The sequence below is a fragment of the Acidovorax sp. 22279 genome, assembly GCF_052045435.1.
GTDB lineage: Bacteria > Pseudomonadota > Gammaproteobacteria > Burkholderiales > Burkholderiaceae_C > Acidovorax > Acidovorax delafieldii.
In genome coordinates this window covers 330,941-352,565 of record NZ_JBQEOV010000002.1, presented here as the reverse complement: position 1 = coordinate 352,565, position 21,625 = coordinate 330,941, and the positions used below count along the sequence as shown (strand labels likewise).

Annotated in this window: 15 protein-coding genes; 6 read left to right on the top strand and 9 right to left on the bottom strand. The window is 63.4% G+C overall.

The window, feature by feature from the left end; all coding sequences use genetic code 11:
- The first annotated feature begins 5 nt into the window (after positions 1-5).
- The 4 genes from ACTJKQ_RS04380 to phbB all read left to right on the top strand — a co-directional run bounded on the left by ACTJKQ_RS04380 (position 6) and on the right by phbB (position 5,005).
- Complete coding sequence (locus ACTJKQ_RS04380; protein WP_440596129.1) at positions 6-1,706, top strand: PHA/PHB synthase family protein; 1,701 nt, start codon at positions 6-8, stop codon at positions 1,704-1,706.
- Between the two features lie 70 nt (positions 1,707-1,776).
- Complete coding sequence (locus ACTJKQ_RS04375; RefSeq protein WP_440596128.1) at positions 1,777-2,955, top strand: acetyl-CoA C-acetyltransferase; 1,179 nt, start codon at positions 1,777-1,779, stop codon at positions 2,953-2,955.
- 278 nt (positions 2,956-3,233) lie between these two features.
- Positions 3,234-4,016 (top strand): EAL domain-containing protein, encoded by a 783-nt coding sequence (locus ACTJKQ_RS04370; RefSeq protein ID WP_056744951.1) that lies wholly within the window; start codon positions 3,234-3,236, stop codon positions 4,014-4,016.
- Positions 4,017-4,267: 251 nt separating this feature from the next.
- Entirely contained in the window at positions 4,268-5,005 is a 738-nt protein-coding gene (gene phbB / locus ACTJKQ_RS04365; RefSeq protein WP_056062618.1) for an acetoacetyl-CoA reductase, read from the top strand.
- Between the two features lie 477 nt (positions 5,006-5,482).
- Here the strand turns inward: phbB and ACTJKQ_RS04360 are convergent, their stop codons facing one another.
- From ACTJKQ_RS04360 to dapC, 6 genes are all read right to left on the bottom strand, one after another.
- Positions 5,483-7,522, bottom strand: coding sequence for an ABC-F family ATP-binding cassette domain-containing protein (locus ACTJKQ_RS04360; RefSeq protein ID WP_440596127.1), 2,040 nt, complete (start codon positions 7,520-7,522; stop codon positions 5,483-5,485).
- 115 nt (positions 7,523-7,637) lie between these two features.
- Positions 7,638-8,579: a 50S ribosomal protein L3 N(5)-glutamine methyltransferase gene (prmB, locus tag ACTJKQ_RS04355; protein WP_440596126.1), complete on the bottom strand. Its 942-nt coding sequence runs from the start codon at positions 8,577-8,579 to the stop codon at positions 7,638-7,640.
- Entirely contained in the window at positions 8,576-9,769 is a 1,194-nt protein-coding gene (gene dapE, locus ACTJKQ_RS04350) for a succinyl-diaminopimelate desuccinylase (protein ID WP_440596125.1), read from the bottom strand. Before dapE ends, prmB begins: the two co-directional genes overlap by 4 nt.
- A 162-nt stretch (positions 9,770-9,931) precedes the next feature.
- Positions 9,932-11,095, bottom strand: coding sequence for a PilT/PilU family type 4a pilus ATPase (locus ACTJKQ_RS04345; RefSeq protein WP_440596124.1), 1,164 nt, complete (start codon positions 11,093-11,095; stop codon positions 9,932-9,934).
- Positions 11,096-11,163: 68 nt separating this feature from the next.
- Positions 11,164-11,997, bottom strand: a complete 834-nt coding sequence (gene dapD, locus ACTJKQ_RS04340) for a 2,3,4,5-tetrahydropyridine-2,6-dicarboxylate N-succinyltransferase (protein WP_056062639.1) — start codon at positions 11,995-11,997, stop codon at positions 11,164-11,166.
- A 16-nt stretch (positions 11,998-12,013) separates the two neighbouring features.
- The gene (gene dapC / locus ACTJKQ_RS04335) at positions 12,014-13,219 is read right to left on the bottom strand and encodes a succinyldiaminopimelate transaminase (protein ID WP_440596123.1); all 1,206 of its coding nucleotides are present in this window, start codon (positions 13,217-13,219) and stop codon (positions 12,014-12,016) included.
- Positions 13,220-13,400: 181 nt separating this feature from the next.
- Here dapC and ACTJKQ_RS04330 point away from each other — a divergent pair, with 181 nt between their 5' ends.
- Positions 13,401-14,888, top strand: coding sequence for a methyl-accepting chemotaxis protein (locus ACTJKQ_RS04330; protein WP_440596122.1), 1,488 nt, complete (start codon positions 13,401-13,403; stop codon positions 14,886-14,888).
- Positions 14,889-14,932: 44 nt separating this feature from the next.
- Here ACTJKQ_RS04330 and rsxB read toward each other — a convergent pair whose 3' ends face one another.
- From rsxB to ACTJKQ_RS04315, 3 genes are all read right to left on the bottom strand, one after another.
- A complete protein-coding gene (gene rsxB / locus ACTJKQ_RS04325; RefSeq protein WP_440596121.1) occupies positions 14,933-15,640 on the bottom strand; it encodes an electron transport complex subunit RsxB in 708 nt (235 codons plus the stop codon).
- Positions 15,637-17,250, bottom strand: coding sequence for a polyhydroxyalkanoate depolymerase (locus ACTJKQ_RS04320; RefSeq protein WP_440596120.1), 1,614 nt, complete (start codon positions 17,248-17,250; stop codon positions 15,637-15,639). Before ACTJKQ_RS04320 ends, rsxB begins: the two co-directional genes overlap by 4 nt.
- 204 nt (positions 17,251-17,454) lie before the next feature.
- On the bottom strand, positions 17,455-18,543 hold the full coding sequence (locus ACTJKQ_RS04315; RefSeq protein WP_436077406.1) for a GTP pyrophosphokinase: 1,089 nt from the start codon (positions 18,541-18,543) through the stop codon (positions 17,455-17,457).
- A gap of 214 nt (positions 18,544-18,757) precedes the next feature.
- On the opposite strand from ACTJKQ_RS04315, the gene ACTJKQ_RS04310 reads away from it, so the two are divergent.
- Positions 18,758-21,604, top strand: a complete 2,847-nt coding sequence (locus ACTJKQ_RS04310) for a bifunctional diguanylate cyclase/phosphodiesterase (RefSeq protein ID WP_440596119.1) — start codon at positions 18,758-18,760, stop codon at positions 21,602-21,604.
- Positions 21,605-21,625: the final 21 nt, after the last annotated feature.

The window sequence follows — 21,625 nt, the reverse complement described above, 5'->3', positions numbered from 1 at the left end:
TGAGCATGACTTCTGAATCACCCTGGGCCGAGAGCGCCCAGCAGTTCCAGCAGATTTTCGGGCAAAGCTGGTCGCAGGCGCTGCAATCGTTCCAGAAACTGGACCTGGGGGCGCAGGTACCCGCCGCCGCACCCCTGAAGCTGTCGCAAACCAAGCTGCAGGCATTGCAGCAGCAATACCTCAAAGAAGCGCAGGACCTCTGGGCGCAGGGCCTGCAGGGCACCCCCGAGGTCAAGGACAAGCGTTTTGCCGGAGAGGGCTGGGCCAGCAACCCTGTGGCAGCGTTTTCAGCCGCCGCCTACCTGCTCAATGCCCGCACCCTGATGGGGCTGGCCGAGGCGGTCGAGGCCGACGAAAAGACCAAGGCCCGAATCCGATTTGGCGTGGAGCAGTGGATGGCAGCCATGGCACCCAGCAACTTCCTCGCCTTCAATGCCGAAGCGCAGAAGAAAGCCATCGAGACCAAGGGCGAGAGCATTGCCAAGGGCATGCAGAACCTGCTGCACGACATCACGCAGGGCCATGTGTCGATGACCGACGAAAGCCTGTTCGAGGTGGGCCGCAATGTGGCCACCACCGAAGGCGCTGTGGTGTTCGAAAACGAGCTGTTCCAGCTGCTCGAATACAAGCCCCTCACGGCCAAGGTGTACGAGCGCCCGTTCCTGCTGGTGCCGCCCTGCATCAACAAGTTCTACATCCTTGACCTGCAGCCCGAGAACTCGCTGATCCGCTATGCGGTGGAACAAGGCCTCCGCACCTTCGTGGTGAGCTGGCGCAACCCTGATGACAGCCTGGCCCACAAGACCTGGGACGACTACGTGGAAGATGGCGCCATGGCCGCCATCGACGTAGTGCAGAACATCACCGGTGCCGATCAGATCAACGCGCTGGGTTTTTGCGTAGGTGGCACCATCCTGTCCAATGCGCTGGCCGTGCTGGCAGCGCGCGGCGACGAGCCCGTGGCCAGCGCCACCTTCCTCACCACACTGATTGATTTCTCCGACACCGGCATCCTCGATGTGTTCATCGACGAGGCGTTCGTGAAGTTCCGCGAGATGCAGATGGGCCATGGCGGGCTGATGAAGGGGCAGGACCTGGCGTCCACCTTCAGCTTCTTGCGACCCAACGATCTGGTCTGGAACTACGTGGTGGGCAACTACCTCAAGGGCGAAACGCCGCCGCCGTTTGACCTGCTGTACTGGAACAGCGACAGCACCAATCTTCCCGGCCCGTTCTACGCCTGGTACCTGCGCAATTTCTACCTAGAAAACAACCTGGTCAAGCCGGGCAAGCTCACCGTGTGCGGCGAAAAGCTGGACCTGGGCAGCCTCGACCTGCCTGTCTACATCTACGGCTCGCGCGAAGACCACATCGTGCCCGCCACGGCCGCTTATGCGTCCACCCAGGTGCTGCCGGGCAAGAAGCGTTTTGTGATGGGCGCCTCAGGCCACATCGCGGGCGTGATTAACCCACCCGCCAAGGGCAAGCGCAGCCACTGGATCCGCGCCGACGGCAAGTTCCCAGGCACGCTGGACCAATGGCTGGAAGGCGCTACCGAGCACCCCGGCAGCTGGTGGACCGACTGGTCAGGCTGGCTCAAGAGCCATGCGGGCAAACAGATTGCTGCGCCCAAGGCCTATGGCAAAGGCACCAAGTTCAAGGCCATCGAGCCCGCGCCCGGCCGCTATGTCAAGCAGAAAGCCTGATACGCAAAAGTCCTGACTTTTGGCGCTGCGAGAATCACTGAACCACCACTTACCACTACAAGGACATTCCATGGAAGACATCGTCATCGTTTCTGCCGCTCGCACTGCTGTGGGCAAGTTTGGTGGCTCGCTGGCCAAGACGCCTGCGACCGAACTCGGCGCTATCGTGATCCGTGAAGCGATCGCGCGCGCAGGTCTCTCGTCCGACCAGATCGGCGAAGTCATCATGGGCCAGGTGCTGGCAGCTGGCGTGGGCCAGAACCCCGCGCGTCAGGCCTCCATGAAGGCGGGCGTGGCCAAGGAAACCCCTGCACTCACCATCAACGCAGTGTGCGGCTCCGGTTTGAAGGCGATCATGCTGGCCGCCCAGGCTGTGGCCTGGGGCGACAGCGAGATCGTCGTGGCCGGCGGCCAGGAGAGCATGAGCCTGGCGCCGCACGTGCTGCCCAACTCGCGCGACGGCCAGCGCATGGGCGACTGGAAGCTGATCGACACCATGATCGTGGACGGCTTGTGGGACGTGTACAACCAGTACCACATGGGCATCACGGCTGAAAACGTGGCCAAGCAGTACGGCATCACCCGCGACATGCAGGACGCACTGGCCCTGGCCAGCCAGCAAAAGGCAGCTGCTGCACAAGATGCTGGCAAGTTCGCCGATGAAATCGTCGGCGTGAGCCTGGCGCAGAAGAAGGGTGACCCCATCCTGTTCAACACCGATGAGTACCTCAACCGCAAGACCAACGCTGAAGCCCTGGCCGGCCTGCGCCCCGCCTTTGACAAGGCGGGCAGCGTGACCGCCGGCAATGCATCGGGCCTGAACGATGGCGCCGCTGCTGTGGTGGTGATGAGCGCCAAGAAGGCTGCCGCCCTTGGCCTCAAGCCCCTGGCGCGCATCGCCGCGTTTGGCACCAGCGGCCTTGACCCTGCCACCATGGGCATGGGCCCCGTGCCGGCCTCGCGCAAGGCCTTGCAGCGCGCAGGCTGGAACGCCGCCGATGTGGACCTGTTCGAGCTGAACGAAGCCTTCGCCGCACAGGCCTGCGCTGTGAACAAGGAACTGGCCATTGACCCCGCCAAGGTCAACGTGAACGGAGGCGCCATCGCCATCGGCCACCCCATCGGCGCGTCGGGCTGCCGCATTCTGGTCACGCTCTTGCACGAAATGCAGCGCCGTGACGCGAAGAAGGGCCTGGCCGCGCTGTGTATCGGTGGTGGCATGGGTGTGTCGCTGGCTTTGGAGCGCTGAGCCTCAGCTTCAGCTTCAGCTTGGGGCAACTGGCGTGGTGCCAACGACGCGTTGATCGAAGTCACTGCCAGTCTCAGTCAAAAGGCCGCATTTCCATGCGGCCTTTTTTATTGGTTTTGCTGAACGGACGGGACAGAGAGCGGATTGGCAGCCTCTGCGAGTGTTGTGTCCGGATCGCAACCTTTTAACCCAGATAGCTTTGCGACAAGCGAAAGGCTTTGCTTTGCACTGGTGCTGGGAGAGCGCAATTTTGTACTGATGCGTTACGATGTTTGTCCATGACAGTGACCATTTTTGCCCAACCCTTCGAACCTGTGGGCTGCCAATCCTGTCGTGACAAGACGCAGCTTCCGTTCGATTTCACGATGGCGTTCCAGCCCATCATGGACCTGGAGTTGGATCGCCCATTCGCCTACGAAGCGTTGGTGCGCGGTGCAGATGGCGAGTCGGCTGGTACGGTGCTGTCGTGGGTGGATGACACCAACCGCTACCGGTTTGACCAGGCGTGCCGCGTCAAGGCCATTGAACTAGCGTCGCGCCTGGGGCTCGCCAGCCTGCCAGACTGCCGACTGAGCATCAACTTCCTGCCCAATGCGGTGTATCGGCCCGAGACCTGCATCCGCGCCACCATGGAGGCGGCTGAAGAGTTCGATTTTCCGCACAACCGGATCATGTTCGAGGTGACGGAGGGCGAGCAGGTCAGCAATGGTGCACACCTGAAGTCCATCTTCAATGAATACCGGCGCCAGGGCCTCATTACGGCCATCGACGACTTTGGTGCGGGCTACGCGGGGCTGAACATGCTGGTGCAATTTCAGCCCCATGTGCTCAAGATCGACATGGAGCTGATTCGCAACATCGATCAGGACCCCGTGCGACAGGCGATCGTGTGCGGCATTGCGCTGGTCTGCCAACGGCTGTCCATCGACATTGTGGCGGAGGGCATTGAAACCTCCGCTGAGTCCGCCTACCTGAGTTCGGTGGGCGTTCGCTACCAGCAAGGTTATCTGTTCGCCAAGCCGGGATGGGAATCCTTGCCGCTTGCGCCACGGCACGTCTAGCGCAACACAGCGCCTGCATTTCAAGCCAGTCCTTGGGGGCTGCCGCAGTCCACAGCAGCCAATCCGCTGCCTCCATTTGGTGCATCTGAAGGCGCTACGCCGGTGACGCGTCGCTAAGCGTGCCTCGCGTCAGCTGTGTGACGCATGTGGATATGTCAAAAAGGAAAGGGCTTCAGTGTTTTCCTTCACGGCAGTGCCCAATTTCTTCGGTAGAGTGGGTCCTGAGCCAATCACTAACAAGGAGAAATCACATGAGCCAGAAAGTCGCGTATGTCACCGGTGGCATGGGAGGCATCGGTACCGCCATTTGCCAGCGCCTGCACAAGGAAGGTTTCAAAGTCATCGCTGGTTGCGGCCCGACACGGGACCACGCCAAATGGCTGGCAGAGCAAAAGGCCCTGGGCTACACGTTTTATGCGTCGGTCGGTAACGTGGGTGATTGGGATTCCACCGTGGAAGCCTTTGGCAAGACCAAGGCAGAGCACGGCACCATTGACGTGCTGGTGAACAACGCTGGCATCACACGCGACCGCATGTTCCTCAAGATGTCGCGCGAAGACTGGGACGCCGTGATCGAAACCAACCTCAACAGCATGTTCAATGTCACCAAACAGGTGGTGTCTGACATGGTGGAAAAGGGCTGGGGCCGCATCATCAACATCAGCTCTGTCAACGGCGAAAAAGGTCAGGCGGGGCAAACCAACTATTCCGCCGCCAAGGCGGGCATGCATGGCTTCTCCATGGCCCTGGCGCAGGAACTGGCCACCAAGGGCGTCACCGTCAATACGGTAAGCCCAGGCTACATCGGCACTGACATGGTCAAGGCAATCCGTCCGGATGTTCTGGAAAAGATTGTCGCCACGGTGCCTGTCAAACGCCTGGGTGAGCCCAGCGAGATTGCATCGATCATCGCCTGGCTGGCCTCGGAAGAGGGCGGATACGCCACCGGTGCAGACTTTTCGGTCAATGGCGGCCTGCACATGGGCTAAAGGCTGTTCCGTCCTCTTGGACCAACAAAAAACCCCGCATCTGCGGGGTTTTTTGTTGGGACTTGCAAGAATCGCGGAGGTTAACTCCGACCTTGCTATGGTCCACCTGCGAAATATGGAGCTAATGTGGCCACATTTCTCATGCCTTGGTATGGTTTATGCTTGATGTGCGCTGTGTGGCTACACAACAGAGGCAAGGCCGCAGCGCTTTCAGAAGCGGGCCGGTGCGCGCTTGCGGTCGCGTTCGTCTTCGGGCCAAGCGGACAAGATTGCGGTGGTATTCATGGTGGAAAACTCCTGTGATGTACCAACAACGCGGGCGGTCCACAGTCCGTTGACAACCTTTCGCAAAAAAATGCAACCGCAATAGCCTGTAGGTTCACACTAAAAATAGCTACACATTTGGTAGCATAAAAGCGAGATGGGTCAATGGAAAGTCCGGAAAATTCTGGAAAGAATTTACAGGACTTTACATCTCTAGCCCACCGAGGCCGCTGAAATTTCTTCGAGTTCTGAAGAAATTTCCAGCCAACGCTCTTCCAGTTTTTCCGTTTCATCATTTCCGGCTTTCAATCGCCGGCCGCACTCGGCGATCTCTGCAGGAGGCAAGGCTTCCGTCAGTTTTTGCTCCAATTGGGTGCGTTCTACGCTCAGGACCGTCAAGCGTTTATCTATCTGTTCCAGCTCTTTTTTGAGTGGCCGGGTCTTTTCGGCCAGCTGCTGGCGCGTTTGAGCGTCAAGCTTGCGCTGCTCGCGCCCATCCCGCGAAGGGGACAGAGCGGGAGCCGGAGCTGGCGCGGCAACGGAGGCCAGAGCGACCACCGGTGTCGGTGTTGCGGCGGGCGCTGCTGCAGGAGCTTGTGAGGCCAGCGCCTGCTCGGCAAGGCGTGCTTCTTCGCGCAGGCGCTTGGACTCTTCGAGCAGGTAACGTTGATAGTCGTCCAGGTCGCCATCGAATGGGCCGACCACCCCCCGGCCCACCATCCAGAAGTCCTCGCAGACCGAGCGCAGCAGGGCGCGGTCGTGGCTGACCAGCATCACAGTGCCATCGAAGTCGTTGAGCGCCATCGCCAGGGCCTCGCGGGTGGCCAGGTCCAGGTGGTTGGTAGGCTCGTCCAGCAGCAGCAGGTTGGGGCGCTGCCATACGATCATGGCCAGCACCAGGCGCGCTTTTTCACCGCCGCTCATGGTGCCAACGGCCTGCTTGACCATGTCCCCGGTGAAGTTGAAGCTGCCCAGGTAGCTGCGCAGATCCTGCTCCCGGCTGGGTTGCTTGGCATCAGGCCCCAGCTCCTTGGCCAAGCGGATCATGTGCTCCAGCGGGTGTTCGCTGGGGCGCAGCACGTCGAGTTCCTGCTGGGCAAAGTAGCCAATGTTCAGGCCCTTGCCCTCGGTGATGCTGCCGCCCAGTGCTTTCATGGTGCGCGCAATGGTCTTGACCAGCGTGGACTTGCCCTGACCGTTAGCGCCCAGGATGCCGATGCGCTGCCCCGCCAGCACCGAACGGTTGACGCCCGTAAGAATGGTGGTGGGCGTGCCCTCGTCGTCCACATAGCCGAACGAGGCGTCGCTGATGGCCAGCATCGGGTTGGGCAAGTTGGCCGGTTCCTTGAACTCGAAAGTGAAGTCCGCCTCGGCGAGCACAGGCCCGATTTTCTCCATGCGTTCGAGTTGCTTGACCCGGCTCTGCGCCTGCTTGGCCTTGCTGGCCTTGGCCTTGAAGCGGTCGATGAATTTCTGCAGGTGGGCCATCTTCTCCTGCTGCTTGGCAAAGCTGGCCTGTTGCAGTTCGAGCTGCTGGGCGCGCAGCTCTTCAAACTTGCTGTAGTTGCCGCCGTAGCGGTTCAACTCGCCTTGCTGGATTTGCAGGGTGACGTTGGTGATGGCGTCCAGGAACTCGCGGTCGTGGCTGATCACGATCATGGTGCCCGCGTAGCGCTTGAGCCAGGCTTCGAGCCAGACCAGGGCGTCCAAATCCAAGTGATTGGTGGGCTCGTCCAGCAGCAGGAGGTCGCTGGGGCACATCAGCGCGCGAGCCAGTTGCAGTCGCATGCGCCAGCCACCGGAGAAGCTGTTGACGGGCTGGTCAAGTTCGCTCACGCGAAAACCCAGGCCCAGGATCAGCGCCTGGGCACGCGCCACGGCATCGTGCGCGCCGGCGTCATGCAGGTCCGAATAGGCATGGGCAATGGCCATCCCATCGTCGCTGGCCTCGGCTTCGGCCAACTGGCGTTGCACCTCGGCCAGACGCGTGTCGCCTTCGAGCACAAAATCGGTGGCCGACTGGTCGGTCTCGGGCATGTTCTGCGCGACCTCGGCCATCCGCCAGCTCGACGGGATGTGAAAATCCCCGCCATCTTCATGGAGCTTGCCGCTGAGCAGCGCAAACAGGCTGGACTTGCCCGCGCCATTGCGGCCCACAAGCCCGACGCTTTCGCCGGGGTTGATGGTGGTGGACACGCTGTCGAGCACGACTTTCGTGCCTCGGCGCAGGGTAACGTTCTTGAGGGTGATCATCCGGGAATCAGAAAAAAGCGCACCCGCACGAGGCGGGTGGCATGCAAAACTCTGGGGGCCAGCGCAACTGCCAACGGCACAGCCGCTGCAGCTGCCAAAGGTGGCGTAAAGGGCTCTATTGTGCCGTGAGCCGGGTTTGGGCAGCCAGCGCCTGCCGGGTGACCAGCAAAACCTGGTCTTCTCCTGCACTGGTATCGAGCCAGAAAACCGGCAATTGCGGAAAGGCCGCCTCGAAATAGGCGCGCTCGTTGCCGATCTCCAGAATGATCACAGCGTCTTCGCTCATGCAAGCGGGCGCGGCGGCAAACAGCTGGCGCACAAAGTCCATGCCGTCCTTGCCACCGGCGAGGGCCAGTTCGGGCTCTGCGCGGTATTCGCTAGGTAGCACGGCCATGCTGTCGGCGTTGACGTAGGGCGGGTTGCACAGGATCAGGTCCCAGGGGCCGGGCAGCGCACTCAGTCCATCGGACAACTGCAAGGTGATACGGTCCTGCAGCCCATGTTTGTCCACATTGATGCGTGCCACGGCCAAGGCGTCGGGCGAAATATCTGCACCGGTCACTTCGACTTCGGGCCAGGCCATCGCCGCCAGCACAGCCAGGCTGCCATTGCCCGTGCAAAGGTCCAGCACCCGATGGGTACGGTCGCTCAGGAAATCGTCCACGCTGCCGTCCACCAGCAGCTCTGCAATGAAGCTGCGCGGCACGATGGCGCGCTCGTCCACATAGAACGGCACGCCCTGGAGCCAGGCCTCGCGCGTGAGGTAGGCGGCAGGCTTGCGACTGGCAATGCGTTCTTCAAAAAGTGTAGCAACCAACGCTTTTTCTGCGGGCGCTACCGGTTTGTTTTTGATGGACTCTGGTGCATCGGAGAGGTCGCTATCCAGCGGCAGGCCCAGGCGCCACAACACGAGCCATGCAGCTTCGTCGTGCGCATTGGTGGTGCCATGGCCGAACGAGACGCCGGCCGACTCCAGCTGCTGAGTGCCCCATTCGATCAGTGCGCCAACGGTGTCACCTGCAACTGCCGGTGGGTGGTGGCTGGTTGCCTTGCTCATGCGGCCACCGCCTGGGCCGCCAGGGCCTGTGCATGCAGGTTCTCCAGCGTGCGGCGGTAGATGTTCTTGAGCGGCTCGATATCGGCCACCACCACATGCTCGTCGATCTTGTGGATCGTTGCATTGGACGGGCCCAGTTCGATCACCTGGGGGCAGATCTGCGCAATGAAACGCCCGTCGCTGGTACCACCGGTGGTGGAGAGTTCGGTGGTGATGCCTGTCTCGGAGGCGATGGCCTGCTGCACGGCGCCCACCAGTTCACCGGGCGTGGTGAGGAAGGGCTGGCCGCCCAGCGTCCAGCGCAGGTCATATTCGAGGCCGTGGCGGTCAAGCACGGCGTGCACGCGCTGCTGCAGCCCCTCTGCCGTCGATTCGGTCGAGAAGCGGAAGTTGAAGTCGATCACCACCTCGCCCGGGATCACGTTGGTGGCGCCGGTGCCGCCATGGATGTTGCTGATCTGCCAACTAGTGGGCGGAAAGAACGCATCGCCGTTGTCCCACATAGTGGAGGCCAGTTCTGCCAGAGCGGGCAGGGCCTGGTGGATGGGGTTGCGGGCCAGTTGTGGGTAGGCGATGTGGCCTTGGACACCGCGTACGCTGAGCTTGCCACTCAAGGTGCCACGACGTCCATTCTTGATCATGTCACCGGTTTTCTCGACCGAGGTCGGTTCGCCCACGATGCAGTAATCAAGCTTTTCGCCACGTGCCTGGAGCTGCTCGACCACGACCTTGGTGCCGTCAACGGAAGGACCTTCCTCGTCACTGGTCAGCAAAAAGGCCAGCTCGATCAGCGGTGCGGGCGTGGCGGCCAGGAACTCTTCCACCGCGACCACAAAGGCTGCGATGGAGGTCTTCATGTCGCTCGCACCCCGGCCATAGAGCTTGCCATCCTTGTGGGTGGGCACGAACGGGTCGCTGCTCCACTGGGCCAGAGGCCCGGTGGGGACAACATCGGTATGGCCTGCGAATACTACTGTTTTGATAGCAGATGAGGCATGATTCACTAACGCTACCGGTCGCTTTGCCCACAAATTGCTGACACGGAAGTCTGTGGGGCCACTGTCCAGTCGTTCGCACACAAACCCGAGCGGAGCGAGCCGTGTGGCCAGCAGATCCAGGCAGCCGGCGTCCTCCGGCGTGATGGAGGGCAGGGAAATGAGCTGTTCAGCCAGGTGCAGGGTTCGGGACATGGGATGGGGTCAGGGAATGGAGACAGGCAGCCGGGCTGCGATCATGGATACAGGCATTGGCGCTGCGTGGCCCAGCCCAGAGCCGCCAAGCAGGGGATGCCAGGCACCGAGCGCGTCGTTCCCCTGAGGGAGGACTCCGCAGGCCGCTCAAGGGGCGTCACATCACGCCGCCGGCTTGACGTCCAGCACGATCTCGGTGAACGACGGTGCATCGTCGGGTGCATCGCGTGCTTCTTTCTGGGCCTTGGCGGCGTTGGCGGCCAAGGAAAAGTCATTTTGCAGGCGCCACATCAGGTTGGTGGGCGAATCGGCGTAGGCCATGCCTTCCTTGCGGTCGATCTGCGCATCCATGATGAGGCGGGCCAGCGCTTCTTCAAAGGTCTGCGATCCTTCGGCCATGGATTTTTCCATGGCCTCGCGTACGCCCGAGAAGTCGCCTTTTTCGATGAGATCGGACACCAGCTTGGTGTTGAGCATGACTTCAACTGCCGGCACCCGGCCGCCGTCGGTCTTGCGCACCAGGCGCTGGGAAACCACGGCTTTGAGTGCCGATGCCAGGTCGCCCAGCATGGTGGGTCGTACTTCGACGGGGTAGAACGACAGGATGCGGTTGAGCGCGTGGTAGCTGTTGTTGCCGTGCAGCGTGGCCAGGCACAGGTGACCCGACTGCGCATAGGCGATGGCGGCCGACATGGTTTCGCGGTCGCGGATTTCGCCGATCAGGATCACGTCGGGCGCCTGGCGCAGCGCGTTTTTCAGGGCCGTCTGCAGGGACTGGGTGTCGCTGCCGATCTCGCGCTGGTTGACGATGGATTTCTTGTTCTTGAACTGGTATTCGACCGGGTCCTCGATGGTGAGGATGTGGCCGGTGAGCGCCTCGTTGCGGGTGTCGATCATTGACGCCAGCGAGGTGCTCTTGCCCGAGCCCGTGGCGCCCACCATCAGGATGAGGCCGCGCTTTTCCATGATGAGCTCGCGCATCACCGGGGGCAGGCCCAAGGTGTCGAACTCGGGAATCTGCTGCGAGATGAAGCGGATCACCACCGCATAGCTGCCACGCTGGCGCATGGCGCTGACCCGGAAGCGGCCCACGCCACTGAGCGGCACACCCATGTTGAGTTCGCCGGTTTCTTCCAGCTCTTCGATACGGTCCGGGGGGACCACTTCGGACAGCAGGTTGCGTGGCGCATCGGGCGGCAGGATCTGGTTGTTGATGGGCACGCACTCGCCGTTGATCTTGATCAGCGCGGGCGCGTTGGCCGACAGATAGACGTCGGAGGCCTTTTTCTCTGCCATCAGGCGAAGAATTCGTTCCATCGTGCTCATGGTGTTTCCCTCTTGTTGTCAGTCTCTGTCGGCAAAGCGGCCCATCGAGCCGCTCTCATGCAACGCGATCAGTCGCGCAGCAGGTCGTTGATGCTGGTCTTGGAGCGCGTTTGCGCATCGACCTGCTTGACGATGATGGCGGCGTACATGCTGTAGGGCGTGCCGTTGGCGGCCGTTTTGGGCAGGTTGCCGCTCACCACCACCGAGCCCGAAGGCACGCGGCCGTAGCTGATTTCGCCCGTGGCACGGTTGAAGATCGGGGTGCTCTGGCCCAGGTAGACACCCATGCCCAGTACGGAGTTTTCTTCGACCACCACGCCTTCGACCACCTCGGAGCGGGCGCCGATGAAGCAGTTGTCTTCGATGATGGTGGGGCCGGCCTGCAGAGGCTCCAACACACCGCCAATGCCCACGCCACCCGACAGGTGCACGTTGGAGCCAATCTGCGCGCACGAACCCACGGTGGCCCAGGTGTCGACCATGGTGCCTTCGCCCACGTAGGCGCCGATGTTCACGTAAGAGGGCATCAGGATCGCGCCCTTGGCGATGAAGCTGCCACGGCGGGCCACGGCGGGTGGCACCACGCGCACGCCGGTGGCTTTCATTTCTTCTTCGGACAGGTGGGCAAACTTGGTCTGCACCTTGTCGTAAAAGCCCAGGTCGCCAGCCTTGACGACCTCGTTGTCCTTGAGGCGGAACGACAGCAGCACGGCCTTCTTGATCCACTGGTGCACGGTCCACTGGCCCACGCCTTCGCGGGTGGCCACGCGCAGCTTGCCGTTGTTCAGCTCGGCAATCACGTGCTCGACGGCGTCCTGGATCTCCTTAGGGGCGGCGGCGGGCGAGAGGCTGGCGCGGTTGTCCCAGGCGTTGTCGATGAGGGTTTGGAGTTGTTGTGTCATGTTGTTGTCGATCAGATCAGGCAGTACGGGATTGGATGAATTGCACGATGCGCAGCGCAGCTTCCACGCATTCTTCGGCTTCGGCCACCAGGGCCATGCGCACGCGCTGGGCGCCGGGGTTGCTCCCCTGGGCCTCGCGGGCCAGGTAGCTGCCGGGCAGCACCGTGACATTGTATTGAGCCAGCAGGGCGCGCGCGAACTCGGCATCGTCCATCCCCAGGGCTTCCGGTACTTTGGCCCACAGGTAAAAACCGGCATCCGGCAGGGCGACTTCCATCACACCAGCCAGCAGCGGTGTGACCTGGGCAAACTTCTTGCGGTACAGCGCCCGGTTGTCCACCACGTGCTTTTCATCCCCCCAGGCAGCGATACTGGCGGCCTGCACGATGGGGCTCATGGCGCTGCCGTGGTAGGTGCGGTAGAGCAAGAACGACTTGATCAGCGCTGCGTCGCCAGCCACGAAGCCGCTGCGCATGCCGGGCACATTGCTGCGTTTGGACAGACTGGTGAAGGAGATCAGGTTCTTGAAGTCGCCGCGCCCCAGCTGCGCCGCAGCCTGCAGGCCGCCCAGGGGCGGCTCGTCGCGGAAATAGATCTCGCTGTAGCACTCGTCCGAGGCGATCACAAAACCGTAGCGGTCGCTCAGCTCAAACAGCTTCTTCCACTCGCTGAGCGGCATCACGGCGCCCGTGGGGTTGCCAGGGGAGCAGACGAAGAGCAGCTGGGTGCGTTGCCACACAGCCTCGGGCACCGCGTCCCAGTTCACCGCAAAGTTGCGGCCGGGGTCGCTGGCCGCGTAGTACGGCTGGGCTCCCGCCAGCAAGGCGGCACCTTCATAGATTTGATAAAACGGATTGGGGCAGACGACCAGCGGCTGGCCTTGCGAGGGATCGATGATGGTCTGCGCAAACGCAAACAGTGCCTCACGCGAGCCGTTGACGGGCAGCACCTGGGTGCCCGGGTCCAGGTTCAGCGCATAGCGCTGTTGTATCCACTGGGTGAAGGCCTCGCGCAGCTTGGGTTCGCCTGCGGTGGCGGGGTAACTGGCCAGTCCGCCCAGGTTGTTACTGAGTGCATCTTTGATGAACTGCGGTGTAGGATGGCGCGGCTCACCCATGCCCAGGCTGATGGGGCTGTAAGCCGCCGGGAGTGTGACTCCCGCAAAGAGTTGCCGCAGCCGCTCGAAGGGGTAAGGCTGGAGTTGGGAGAGCAGGGGATTCATGGAGCGACATTATGGGCGAAGGGCATACGCCCACGGCACGGTGCAGGGTGTCGCGCCGTCCATGGCGAGGGGCGGGGCCAGGTGCGGAGTCAAGCACTGTTTACCCCATGCCGAGTTGTCAATCCGACGTAAGAGCGGGCACATAGCATGGCCCACATTCAAAAACGATAACGGAGACAAGATGTCTGGATTCCTACCGCTGCGCCCCGGGCTCTGGTGGATGCGCAGGTGGCACCTGCCGGGCAAACTGGTGACACTGGGCGTGGTGATGGGTGGCGCCCTGGCGATGTCCGCCGTGGATGCTCCGTGGTGGGCGGTGGCATTGGCAGCCGCCGTGGTTCTGTATGCACTGTGCGCGTTGTATGCGGGTCTGGCATCGGACCTGCAAGGCCTGGCGCATGCGATGGAGCAGACCACACGCGGTGATTTGTGTGCCAGGGCGGGTGTTTATGGGCGGGACGAGGTCGGGTCCATGGCCCAGTCGCTGGACCGCATGGTGCTCGCACTGTCGGCCATGGTGGCCGATATCCGCAGCAATGCTGCGTTGGTGGCCCATGCGGGACAGAGCCTGGCGCAAGGTAACCGATCGCTGGCCGATCGCACCGAACAGCAGGCGGCCAACCTGGAGCAGACGGCTGCCAGCGTGGAGCAGCTGTCGTCGGCCGTGCAGAACAACGCACAGACCGCGCGCAGCGCCGATGCCCGCGCCGCAGAAGTACGCAAGGCAGCCGACACCGGAGCCGAGGCCATGGCCCGCGCCGTGCAGTCGGTGGAGGCCATCCAGCAAAGCGCGCGCCGCATGACCGAGATCATTGGTGTCATCGACAGCATTGCGTTTCAGACCAACATCCTGGCCCTGAACGCTGCGGTGGAGGCCGCCCGTGCGGGTGAGCAGGGCCGCGGCTTTGCCGTGGTGGCGGGCGAGGTGCGCACGCTGGCCAAGCGCTCGGGCGACGCGGCGCGGGAGATCCGCGAGCTGATCAGCGCCTCGGTTAGCCAGGTGGAGGCCAGCGCCGGGTTGATCCGGTCGGCGGGAGAGGGCATTGCCAACATGGCCAGCGGCATCCGCAGTGTGGCGGCGAGCATGACCGAGATATCCGGCTCCAGCGCCGAGCAAAGCACGGGCCTGAGCGAAGTCAGCTCCGCCGTGCAGCAACTCGACCAGATCACGCAGCACAACGCCCAGATGGTGGGCCACGCGGTCTCCCAGGCCGAGGCGCTGGAGCACCGCGCGTCCACCCTGTCGCAAGCGGTGGCGGCGTTTCGCCTGCAGCAGGGCACAGCCGATGAGGCAGTGGCTCTGGTGAACAAGGCGGTGGCGCTGCACAAGACCAGTTCGCGTGATCAATTCCTGCGCAGCATCACCGACAAAACCCAGCCCTACCATGACCGTGACATGTATGTGTTTGTGCTGGACGCCGGCGGGACCTATCTGGCCTTTGGTGGCAACCCGGCCAAGGTGGGCACGCGGGTGCAAGACATCCCCGGCATTGCAGGTGACCGGCTGGTGAGCGACATCGTGACCCAGGCCGACCGCGCCCCGGGGTGGGTGGAGTACGACATCAACAACCCGGCCACCGGCGCGGTGCAAACCAAGATGTCCTACGTTAGCCGGGTGGGGGACTGGTACGTGGGCTGCGGCGTGTACAAGTCACTGGCCGCGCGGTAATCCGCAGACAAGCGGTTTCTCGTCCAGCGACCTGGGTGTCGCTCTCAGCGCGACCCTTTTTCGCGCAGTTGGCGCGCGCGCTCCATGGCGGCGGCAATGGCCGCCTTGCGTGCCTCCATGCCCTCGGCGGCCACCGCAGCGGCGGCTGGGCTGTGGGTGGCGGCCGATGTCGAATCGGCCTGCGCTCCGGAGCCTTCGTCCTCTACATCCTCCAGCGGCACCCGCTGACGGTGTTGCTGATACCGCTGTTTGGCTTGGAGCGCGAGCGCATCAGACCACGCAGCCCATCCGGTGGCCATGCCGCTGGCGCTGTCGAGCTGGATGCAATCTACCGGGCAGACCGGGATGCACAGCTCGCACCCTGTGCAGTAAGGCTCGATGACGGTGTGCATTTTCTTGTTGGAGCCCACGATGGCATCGGTGGGGCAGGCCTTGATGCACAAGGTGCAGCCAATGCACCACGCCTCGTCGATGAAGGCCACGCGGCGCGGTGCCTCCTCCCCATGGTCGGCGCTCAAGGGCGCCACGGCATGGCCCGTGATGGCGGCCAAGCGGGCCACGCCCTCAGCACCGCCCGGAGGGCACTGGGTGATGGCCGCCTCCCCCTTGGCGATGGCCTGCGCATAGCTGGCGCAGTCTGGATAGCCGCAGCGCGTGCACTGCGTCTGGGGCAGGGCGGCATCAATCCGCGCTGCCAAGTCGGTGAGGGCAGCGTGGGATGGGGTCGTGCTGGCGGAGGCGGGGTGGCTCAAGCCTTGCGCGCCTTGCTCTTGCTGCCGCTGCGGGTGGACGGCGCTGCAGTGGCGCTGGTCTGGGCCGTGGCCAGATCAGCGGTGGGCGCCTGCGCTGCACCTGTGGGCGCCGCGGCGGGCTGCACCCAGCGGGTGGCCACAGCGGTGGCCGCCACGGGCTTGGCCGCAGCGCGGACTGGAGCAGGCTTGGCTGCTGCCGTAGGCGCCTTGGTCGCCTTGATCACCTTGGTGGCGGCGGGTTTGGCTGCCGGTGCGGGCTTGCTGACCACCTTGGCAGGGGCTGGTGCAGGGCTGGCGAGCCTGGGGGCCGGTGTGGGGGCTGTGGCCACAGTGGCGCGCTTGGCAGGCAACTCGTGTTCCAGGATGAATGCGCGCACCTTGGGGTACACGATGTCGCGCCAGCGGCGGCCGCTGAAGATACCGTAGTGGCCTGCGCCCTTGGCTTCCAGGTGGCGTTGCTCCTTGCGCACGATGCCGCTGCACAGGTCGTGGGCCGCTTCGGTCTGGCCCGAGCCAGAGATGTCGTCCAGCTCGCCTTCCACCGTGAAGAGCGCTGTTGTCTTGATGTCTTGCGGACGCACGCGCTCCAGCTTGCCAGCGGGTGAGCGCACATCCCAGGTGCCGTTCACCAGCTTGTAATCCTGGAACACGGTCTGGATGGTTTCGAGGTAGTAGTCCGCATCCATGTCCAGCACGGCGTTGTACTCGTCGTAGAACTTGCGGTGCGCCTCGGCACTTGCGTCGTCGCCCTTGATCAGGTCCTTGAAATAATCGTAGTGGCTGGTCGCATGGCGGTCCGGGTTCATGGCCACAAAACCGGTGTACTGCAAAAACCCCGGGTACACGCGGCGGCCCGCGCCGGGGAATTTCTCCGGCACGCGGTAGATCACGTTGTTCTCAAACCACTCGTAGCTGCGGTTGGTCGCCAGATTGTTCACTGCCGTGGGCGACTTGCGAGCGTCGATCGGGCCACCCATCATGGTCATCGTCAGGGGCGTTTTCTCGCCGCGGCTGGCCATCAGCGACACGGCTGCCAACACGGGCACCGTCGGTTGGCACACACTGATCACGTGGCAGTTGCCGTAGATGCCCTGCAGGTGGCGGATGAAGTCCTGCACGTAGTTGACGTAGTCGTCGAGATGGAACTCCCCTTCCGACAGCGGCACCAGGCGGGCGTTCTTCCAGTCGGTGATGTAGACCTTGTGGTCCTTGAGCATGGTGCGCACAGTGTCGCGCAGCAGCGTGGCGTAATGACCGGACAGCGGTGCGACGATCAGCACCACGGGCTGGCCCTTGAGCTTGGTCAGCGTGGCAGGGTCGTCCGAAAAGCGCTTGAAGCGGCGCAGCTCGCAAAACGGCTTGTCGACCTCAATGCGTTCATGGATGGCGACACCGATGCCGTCCACATCGACCGTGTGGATGTCGAAGGCGGGCTTTTCGTAGTCCTTGCCCAGGCGGTAGAGCAGGTCGTAACCGGCAGCCATGCGCTGTGCTGCTGAGGTCTGGCTCAGCGGCGAGACGGGGTTGCTGAACAACTTGGAAGCCGCCTGCGCAAAATCTGTGAAGGGCTCCATCAAGGAGCGCTGGGTTTCGTAGAGGTGGTACAGCATGGGGCGAAACTCCGTTTTGTTGCAGTGCAATATAGCAGCACTTGGTAACAAGCGCATGGAGTAAAACCACCAATGTCCAGTCGCCTATGCGACAAATTGACGTGACCCCAGGGGCGGAGGGCCGCTTCGGCGACGAAGGCTGCGAAGCTATCAAAATGATAGCTACTCAGACAATTGGCACTAGCGCTTGCGCCGATTTTTGCCTCAACCCTGCACTTTGGGCTCCGCGTTGTCGCTCAGCCAGGCCTCGAACGACTCGCGGGCCGAGTTGCGCAATGCGGGGCGGAACGCCGTCTTGTTACTCAGATACAGGCAATGCCGGATCACGGTGTACGGGTTGAAGCTGCCTTGCGGGTTTTGCTCTTCAAAGTGCTGCTTGTAGCGCTTGACCACTCCGATCGTCTCGCGCATCAAACTGTTAAAGCGCGCACGTGTCATGCCGGCTGACCAGGCCTGGATGTCGTCCACAAACCCATCGACCTTGGACGGCTCGAATTCGAAGTCCTTGAAAAAATGCGTGGCGATCTTCAAGAACGTGAACGCGTTCAGTTCGCTGCTGGTGGCGGCTGCGCGGGTGGGAGCCTGCAAATCGGCGGCGACATCGGTTGCGGGTTCGGCGGTTTCGTCGGGGGCCTGCAGCAGCTCGGCCGCCGTGGCATCGCGGATCTGGCGGAACTCGCGGTCGGCCAGCTCGAACAGGGCGGACAGCACGTTGATGCGCCGCTTGAGCTGGCCCGGGATGGATTTTTTGTACTTGATCTTGTGGTCCAGCACGCTCCACGAGTCCTGGATGATGGTGCGCACCTGCAGCTCGAAGGGCCACTCGGCATAGGCCGCGTGCTCCGGCAGGTCGCGTTCGGCCACGCTCAGCCGCAGGTCCAGGTGCAGCCCTTTGTAGCCGAAGGACGCCTCGGTGCTTTCCACCGCCGAGACCTTGTCGGTCACGTCGATCACAGCGAAATGGGCGCGCACGATCTGGGCAATCTTCTCCAGCTCGTCTTCATACAGGCACACCACCCGCACGCCAATCAGGTCGGTGATGTAAGCCTCTATGTCGTAGGGGGTGTTGCTCTCTTCCAGCGCCGGACGGTATTTGCGCACGAACTTGCGCACGCACTCGTCCACATCCTTCACGCGGCCCTCCACCTTGGTGATGTCCACGCCGCCCGCCTGGGTCACCACCGCCGCCACCCGCGCGGTCAGCGCTGCGCAGGCGTCTTCCAGCGCAACCGCCTGCGCGGTGTACCAGCTGCGAAATTGGGATTCCTCCAGGTCGAAATCGAGCGATGCCATGCCAGGCCTTTGTGATGGGTATTGCCAGGGTTGATACGGGAAGTGGGTGCGGGCGCATAGCCCTTGGCCCAGCGGGTGTGAGCATAAACGGCATGTTGGGAGCCAGCCTGTGCAGTTTGCGCGCAAATGCCCCTTTTCGGCGCAGGACAGATGCTCATAATGGGGCAGCACCGCCGGTGCACGATGCCGGTGCATCAAAGTGACACCATCCACCATGACACCCCACCCAGCCCCCGACAACGATGACCTCGCCGCGCCAGGGCAGGCGGCATGGGTGTCTGAAGGGGTTGCGGGCACCAGCAACCACCGCTGGTTGCCCGTGGTGCTGCCCCCACTGATCGCGCTGCTGACCCTGGGGCTGACCTTCCTGTACTGGCAGAGCGAAGAAAAGAACACGAGGACCAAGCGCGAGCAGAACTTTGAGGTGGCGGCCGACCAGATTGCCTACAACCTCAAGGACCGCATGGCGACCTACGAGGTGGTGTTGCGCGGCGTCAAGGGCTACTTTGAGGGCTCGGAGCGCATCGACCGCGAGGAGTTTCAGGCCTATGTGAGCGCGCTGCAGCTGCAGGCAACCCGTCCCGGGCTGCAGGGGGTGTCGCTGATTCTGCAGTTTCCTGGCAAGGCGCTCGCTGCCCATCTGGAGGACATGCGCCAGCGCGGTTTTGACCAGTATGCAGTGCGCCCGCCCGGCGAGCGCGAGTGGCTGGCACCCATCACCCACATCGAGCCGCTGGAGGGCCCCAACCTCAAGGCGCTGGGACTGGATGTGTTGACCATTCCCCCTGCCAAGGAGGCGCTGGACCGGGCCCGTGACACCGGAGCGCTGGCGTTGTCCGGGCGACTGACCCTCATGCAAAACGGTGCCCCTGGGCTGGTGATGTACATGCCCCTGTACCGCGCCGACGCCGACAACGGCACGGTGGAGGGCAGGCGGCAAGGGCTGGCGGGCTGGGTGTCGGCGCCGTTTCTGATGGAGGACGTGATCAACGGCATGTCCCGTGAATTTGACGCCGACATCGGCCTGCAGATCACCGACAGCACCCCGGGCGCGGGTGCGGCATCCTCCGGCACCGGACCAGGAGATGCCGGTGCCGGAGCGGGTGCGCTGCTGTTCAGCAACCTGAAGACACCGGCCCAAGGCGCTGGCGCCCCGGCGTTGCAAGCGCGGCGCGAGCTGGAGCTGGGCGGGCGCCGCTGGACCTTGCACATGGCCCCACTACCGGGCTTTGCGCAGCGCTTTCAGGACGATGGACACCACCCGGTGGCACTTCTGGGCACGGTGCTGAGCCTGATCCTGGCCTGGTTCACCTGGCTGCTGGCCACGGGGCGCGAGCGTGCGGTGGCACTGGCGCGCGACATGACGGCCGAACTGCGCGCCACCAGGGATGACCTGGAGAGCACGCTCAGCGCCATTCCTGATTTGTTGTTCGAACTGGGGCTGGACGGCTGCATCCACCACTACCGGTCGGCACGATCGGGAGAGCTGGCTGTGCCTCCAGAGATGTTTCTGGGCCGCCTGCTGCGCGATGTGGTCCCCCCCGAAGCCGCCGCCGGCTGCCATGCGGCGCTGCAAGCGGCCCACCAGACCGGGTACTCGTCAGGCCACCAGTTCCGGCTGGAGCTGGGCGGGGTGGCCCACTGGTTTGAGTTGTCGATTGCGCGCAAGGAGCGCGCCGCCCCGGGCGACGAACCCCGGTTCATCGCGCTGTCGCGCGACATCACCGAGCGCAAGCAGGCCGAGGCGCGGTCGCACCAGCTGGCGTACTTTGACGCGCTCACCGGCCTGCCCAACCGGCGCATGCTGCTGGACCGCATGGAACATGCGCTGGCCAACGCTCTGAAGGCCGCCCAGGTGGGGGCGGTGCTCTACATCGACCTGGACAACTTCAAGCAGATCAACGATGCACGGGGCCACACGGTGGGCGACATGCTGCTCATGCAGGTGGCCCAGCGGCTCACCCAGCTGCAACGCCCGGGCGACACCGTGGCGCGCCTGGGTGGGGACGAGTTTGTGGTGCTGGTGCACAACGTGGCGTCGGACATGGAGTCCGCCGGGCGCGCTGCGCTGCTGGTGGCCGAGGAGATGCGCGCCGCACTGGAAGCGCCTTACACCATCGACACCCACCTCTACAGCACCACCGGCAGCATCGGCATCACGCTCTTCCCCAAGCGGGGCGAGGGTGTGGAAGACCTTCTGCGGGAGGCCGACACGGCCATGTACCGCGCCAAGGACCTGGGTCGCAACCGCATCCGCTTTTACGAAGCCGCGATGCAGGCCGACGTGCAGGAGCGCCTGGCGCTGGAGCAGGACCTGAAAAAAGCGCAAACCCTGGGCCAGTTGGCCGCCTTTGTGCAAAACCAGGTGGACGCTGCGGGCAACGTCGTGGGCGGCGAGCTGCTGATGCGCTGGGACCACCCCGTGCGCGGCAACGTCCCGCCCAGCCGCTTCATCCCCATCGCCGAGGCCTCGGGCCTCATCCTGCGCATGGGCGACTGGATGATCCAGCAGGCCTGTGAGACCCTGGCACGCTTGCAGGTGGCAGGGCAAGCGCTGTCGCTGTCCGTCAACGTAAGCGAGCGGCAGTTCCGCCAGGACGACTTTGTGGAGCGCGTGCGCCACATCCTGGCCCACACCGGCGCCAACCCGGCCCACCTGATCCTGGAGGTGACCGAAAGCCTGCTCATCGAAGACCTGGACGACACCATCGCCCGCATGACCGAAATCGTGGGCCTGGGCGTGCGGTTCTCCATTGACGACTTTGGCACCGGCTATTCGAGCCTGGCCTACCTCAAGCGGCTCCCGCTCTACGAGCTCAAGATCGACAAGAGCTTTGTGGACGACACGCCCGACGACCCCAATGACACGGCCATCGTGCAGTCCATCATCTCGGTGGCCCGCCATCTCAACCTGCGCGTGGTGGCCGAGGGGGTGGAGACCCGCGCACAGGCCGACTTTCTGGTCGAAAGCCAGTGCGAGTGCCTGCAGGGCTACCTCTTCGGACGGCCCGAGCCGCTGGCGGCCTGGGTGGGGCGGCTGGAGTCCCGCGCCTCAGGCTGACAGCGAGCCCAACGTGCAAGA

What these genes read in the sequence shown, in the direction of transcription:
- dapE (WP_440596125.1), bottom strand. Translation starts at nt 9,769, where the DNA reads ATGTCCCGAACCCTGCACCTGGCTGAACAGCTCATTTCCCTGCCCTCC.
- ACTJKQ_RS04380 (WP_440596129.1), top strand. Translation starts at nt 6, where the DNA reads ATGACTTCTGAATCACCCTGGGCCGAGAGCGCCCAGCAGTTCCAGCAG.
- ACTJKQ_RS04360 (WP_440596127.1), bottom strand. Translation starts at nt 7,522, where the DNA reads ATGATCACCCTCAAGAACGTTACCCTGCGCCGAGGCACGAAAGTCGTG.
- ACTJKQ_RS04315 (WP_436077406.1), bottom strand. Translation starts at nt 18,543, where the DNA reads ATGGCATCGCTCGATTTCGACCTGGAGGAATCCCAATTTCGCAGCTGG.
- ACTJKQ_RS04310 (WP_440596119.1), top strand. Translation starts at nt 18,758, where the DNA reads ATGACACCCCACCCAGCCCCCGACAACGATGACCTCGCCGCGCCAGGG.
- dapC (WP_440596123.1), bottom strand. Translation starts at nt 13,219, where the DNA reads ATGAATCCCCTGCTCTCCCAACTCCAGCCTTACCCCTTCGAGCGGCTG.
- ACTJKQ_RS04375 (WP_440596128.1), top strand. Translation starts at nt 1,777, where the DNA reads ATGGAAGACATCGTCATCGTTTCTGCCGCTCGCACTGCTGTGGGCAAG.
- prmB (WP_440596126.1), bottom strand. Translation starts at nt 8,579, where the DNA reads ATGAGCAAGGCAACCAGCCACCACCCACCGGCAGTTGCAGGTGACACC.
- phbB (WP_056062618.1), top strand. Translation starts at nt 4,268, where the DNA reads ATGAGCCAGAAAGTCGCGTATGTCACCGGTGGCATGGGAGGCATCGGT.
- dapD (WP_056062639.1), bottom strand. Translation starts at nt 11,997, where the DNA reads ATGACACAACAACTCCAAACCCTCATCGACAACGCCTGGGACAACCGC.
- ACTJKQ_RS04330 (WP_440596122.1), top strand. Translation starts at nt 13,401, where the DNA reads ATGTCTGGATTCCTACCGCTGCGCCCCGGGCTCTGGTGGATGCGCAGG.
- ACTJKQ_RS04370 (WP_056744951.1), top strand. Translation starts at nt 3,234, where the DNA reads ATGACAGTGACCATTTTTGCCCAACCCTTCGAACCTGTGGGCTGCCAA.
- ACTJKQ_RS04345 (WP_440596124.1), bottom strand. Translation starts at nt 11,095, where the DNA reads ATGAGCACGATGGAACGAATTCTTCGCCTGATGGCAGAGAAAAAGGCC.
- ACTJKQ_RS04320 (WP_440596120.1), bottom strand. Translation starts at nt 17,250, where the DNA reads ATGCTGTACCACCTCTACGAAACCCAGCGCTCCTTGATGGAGCCCTTC.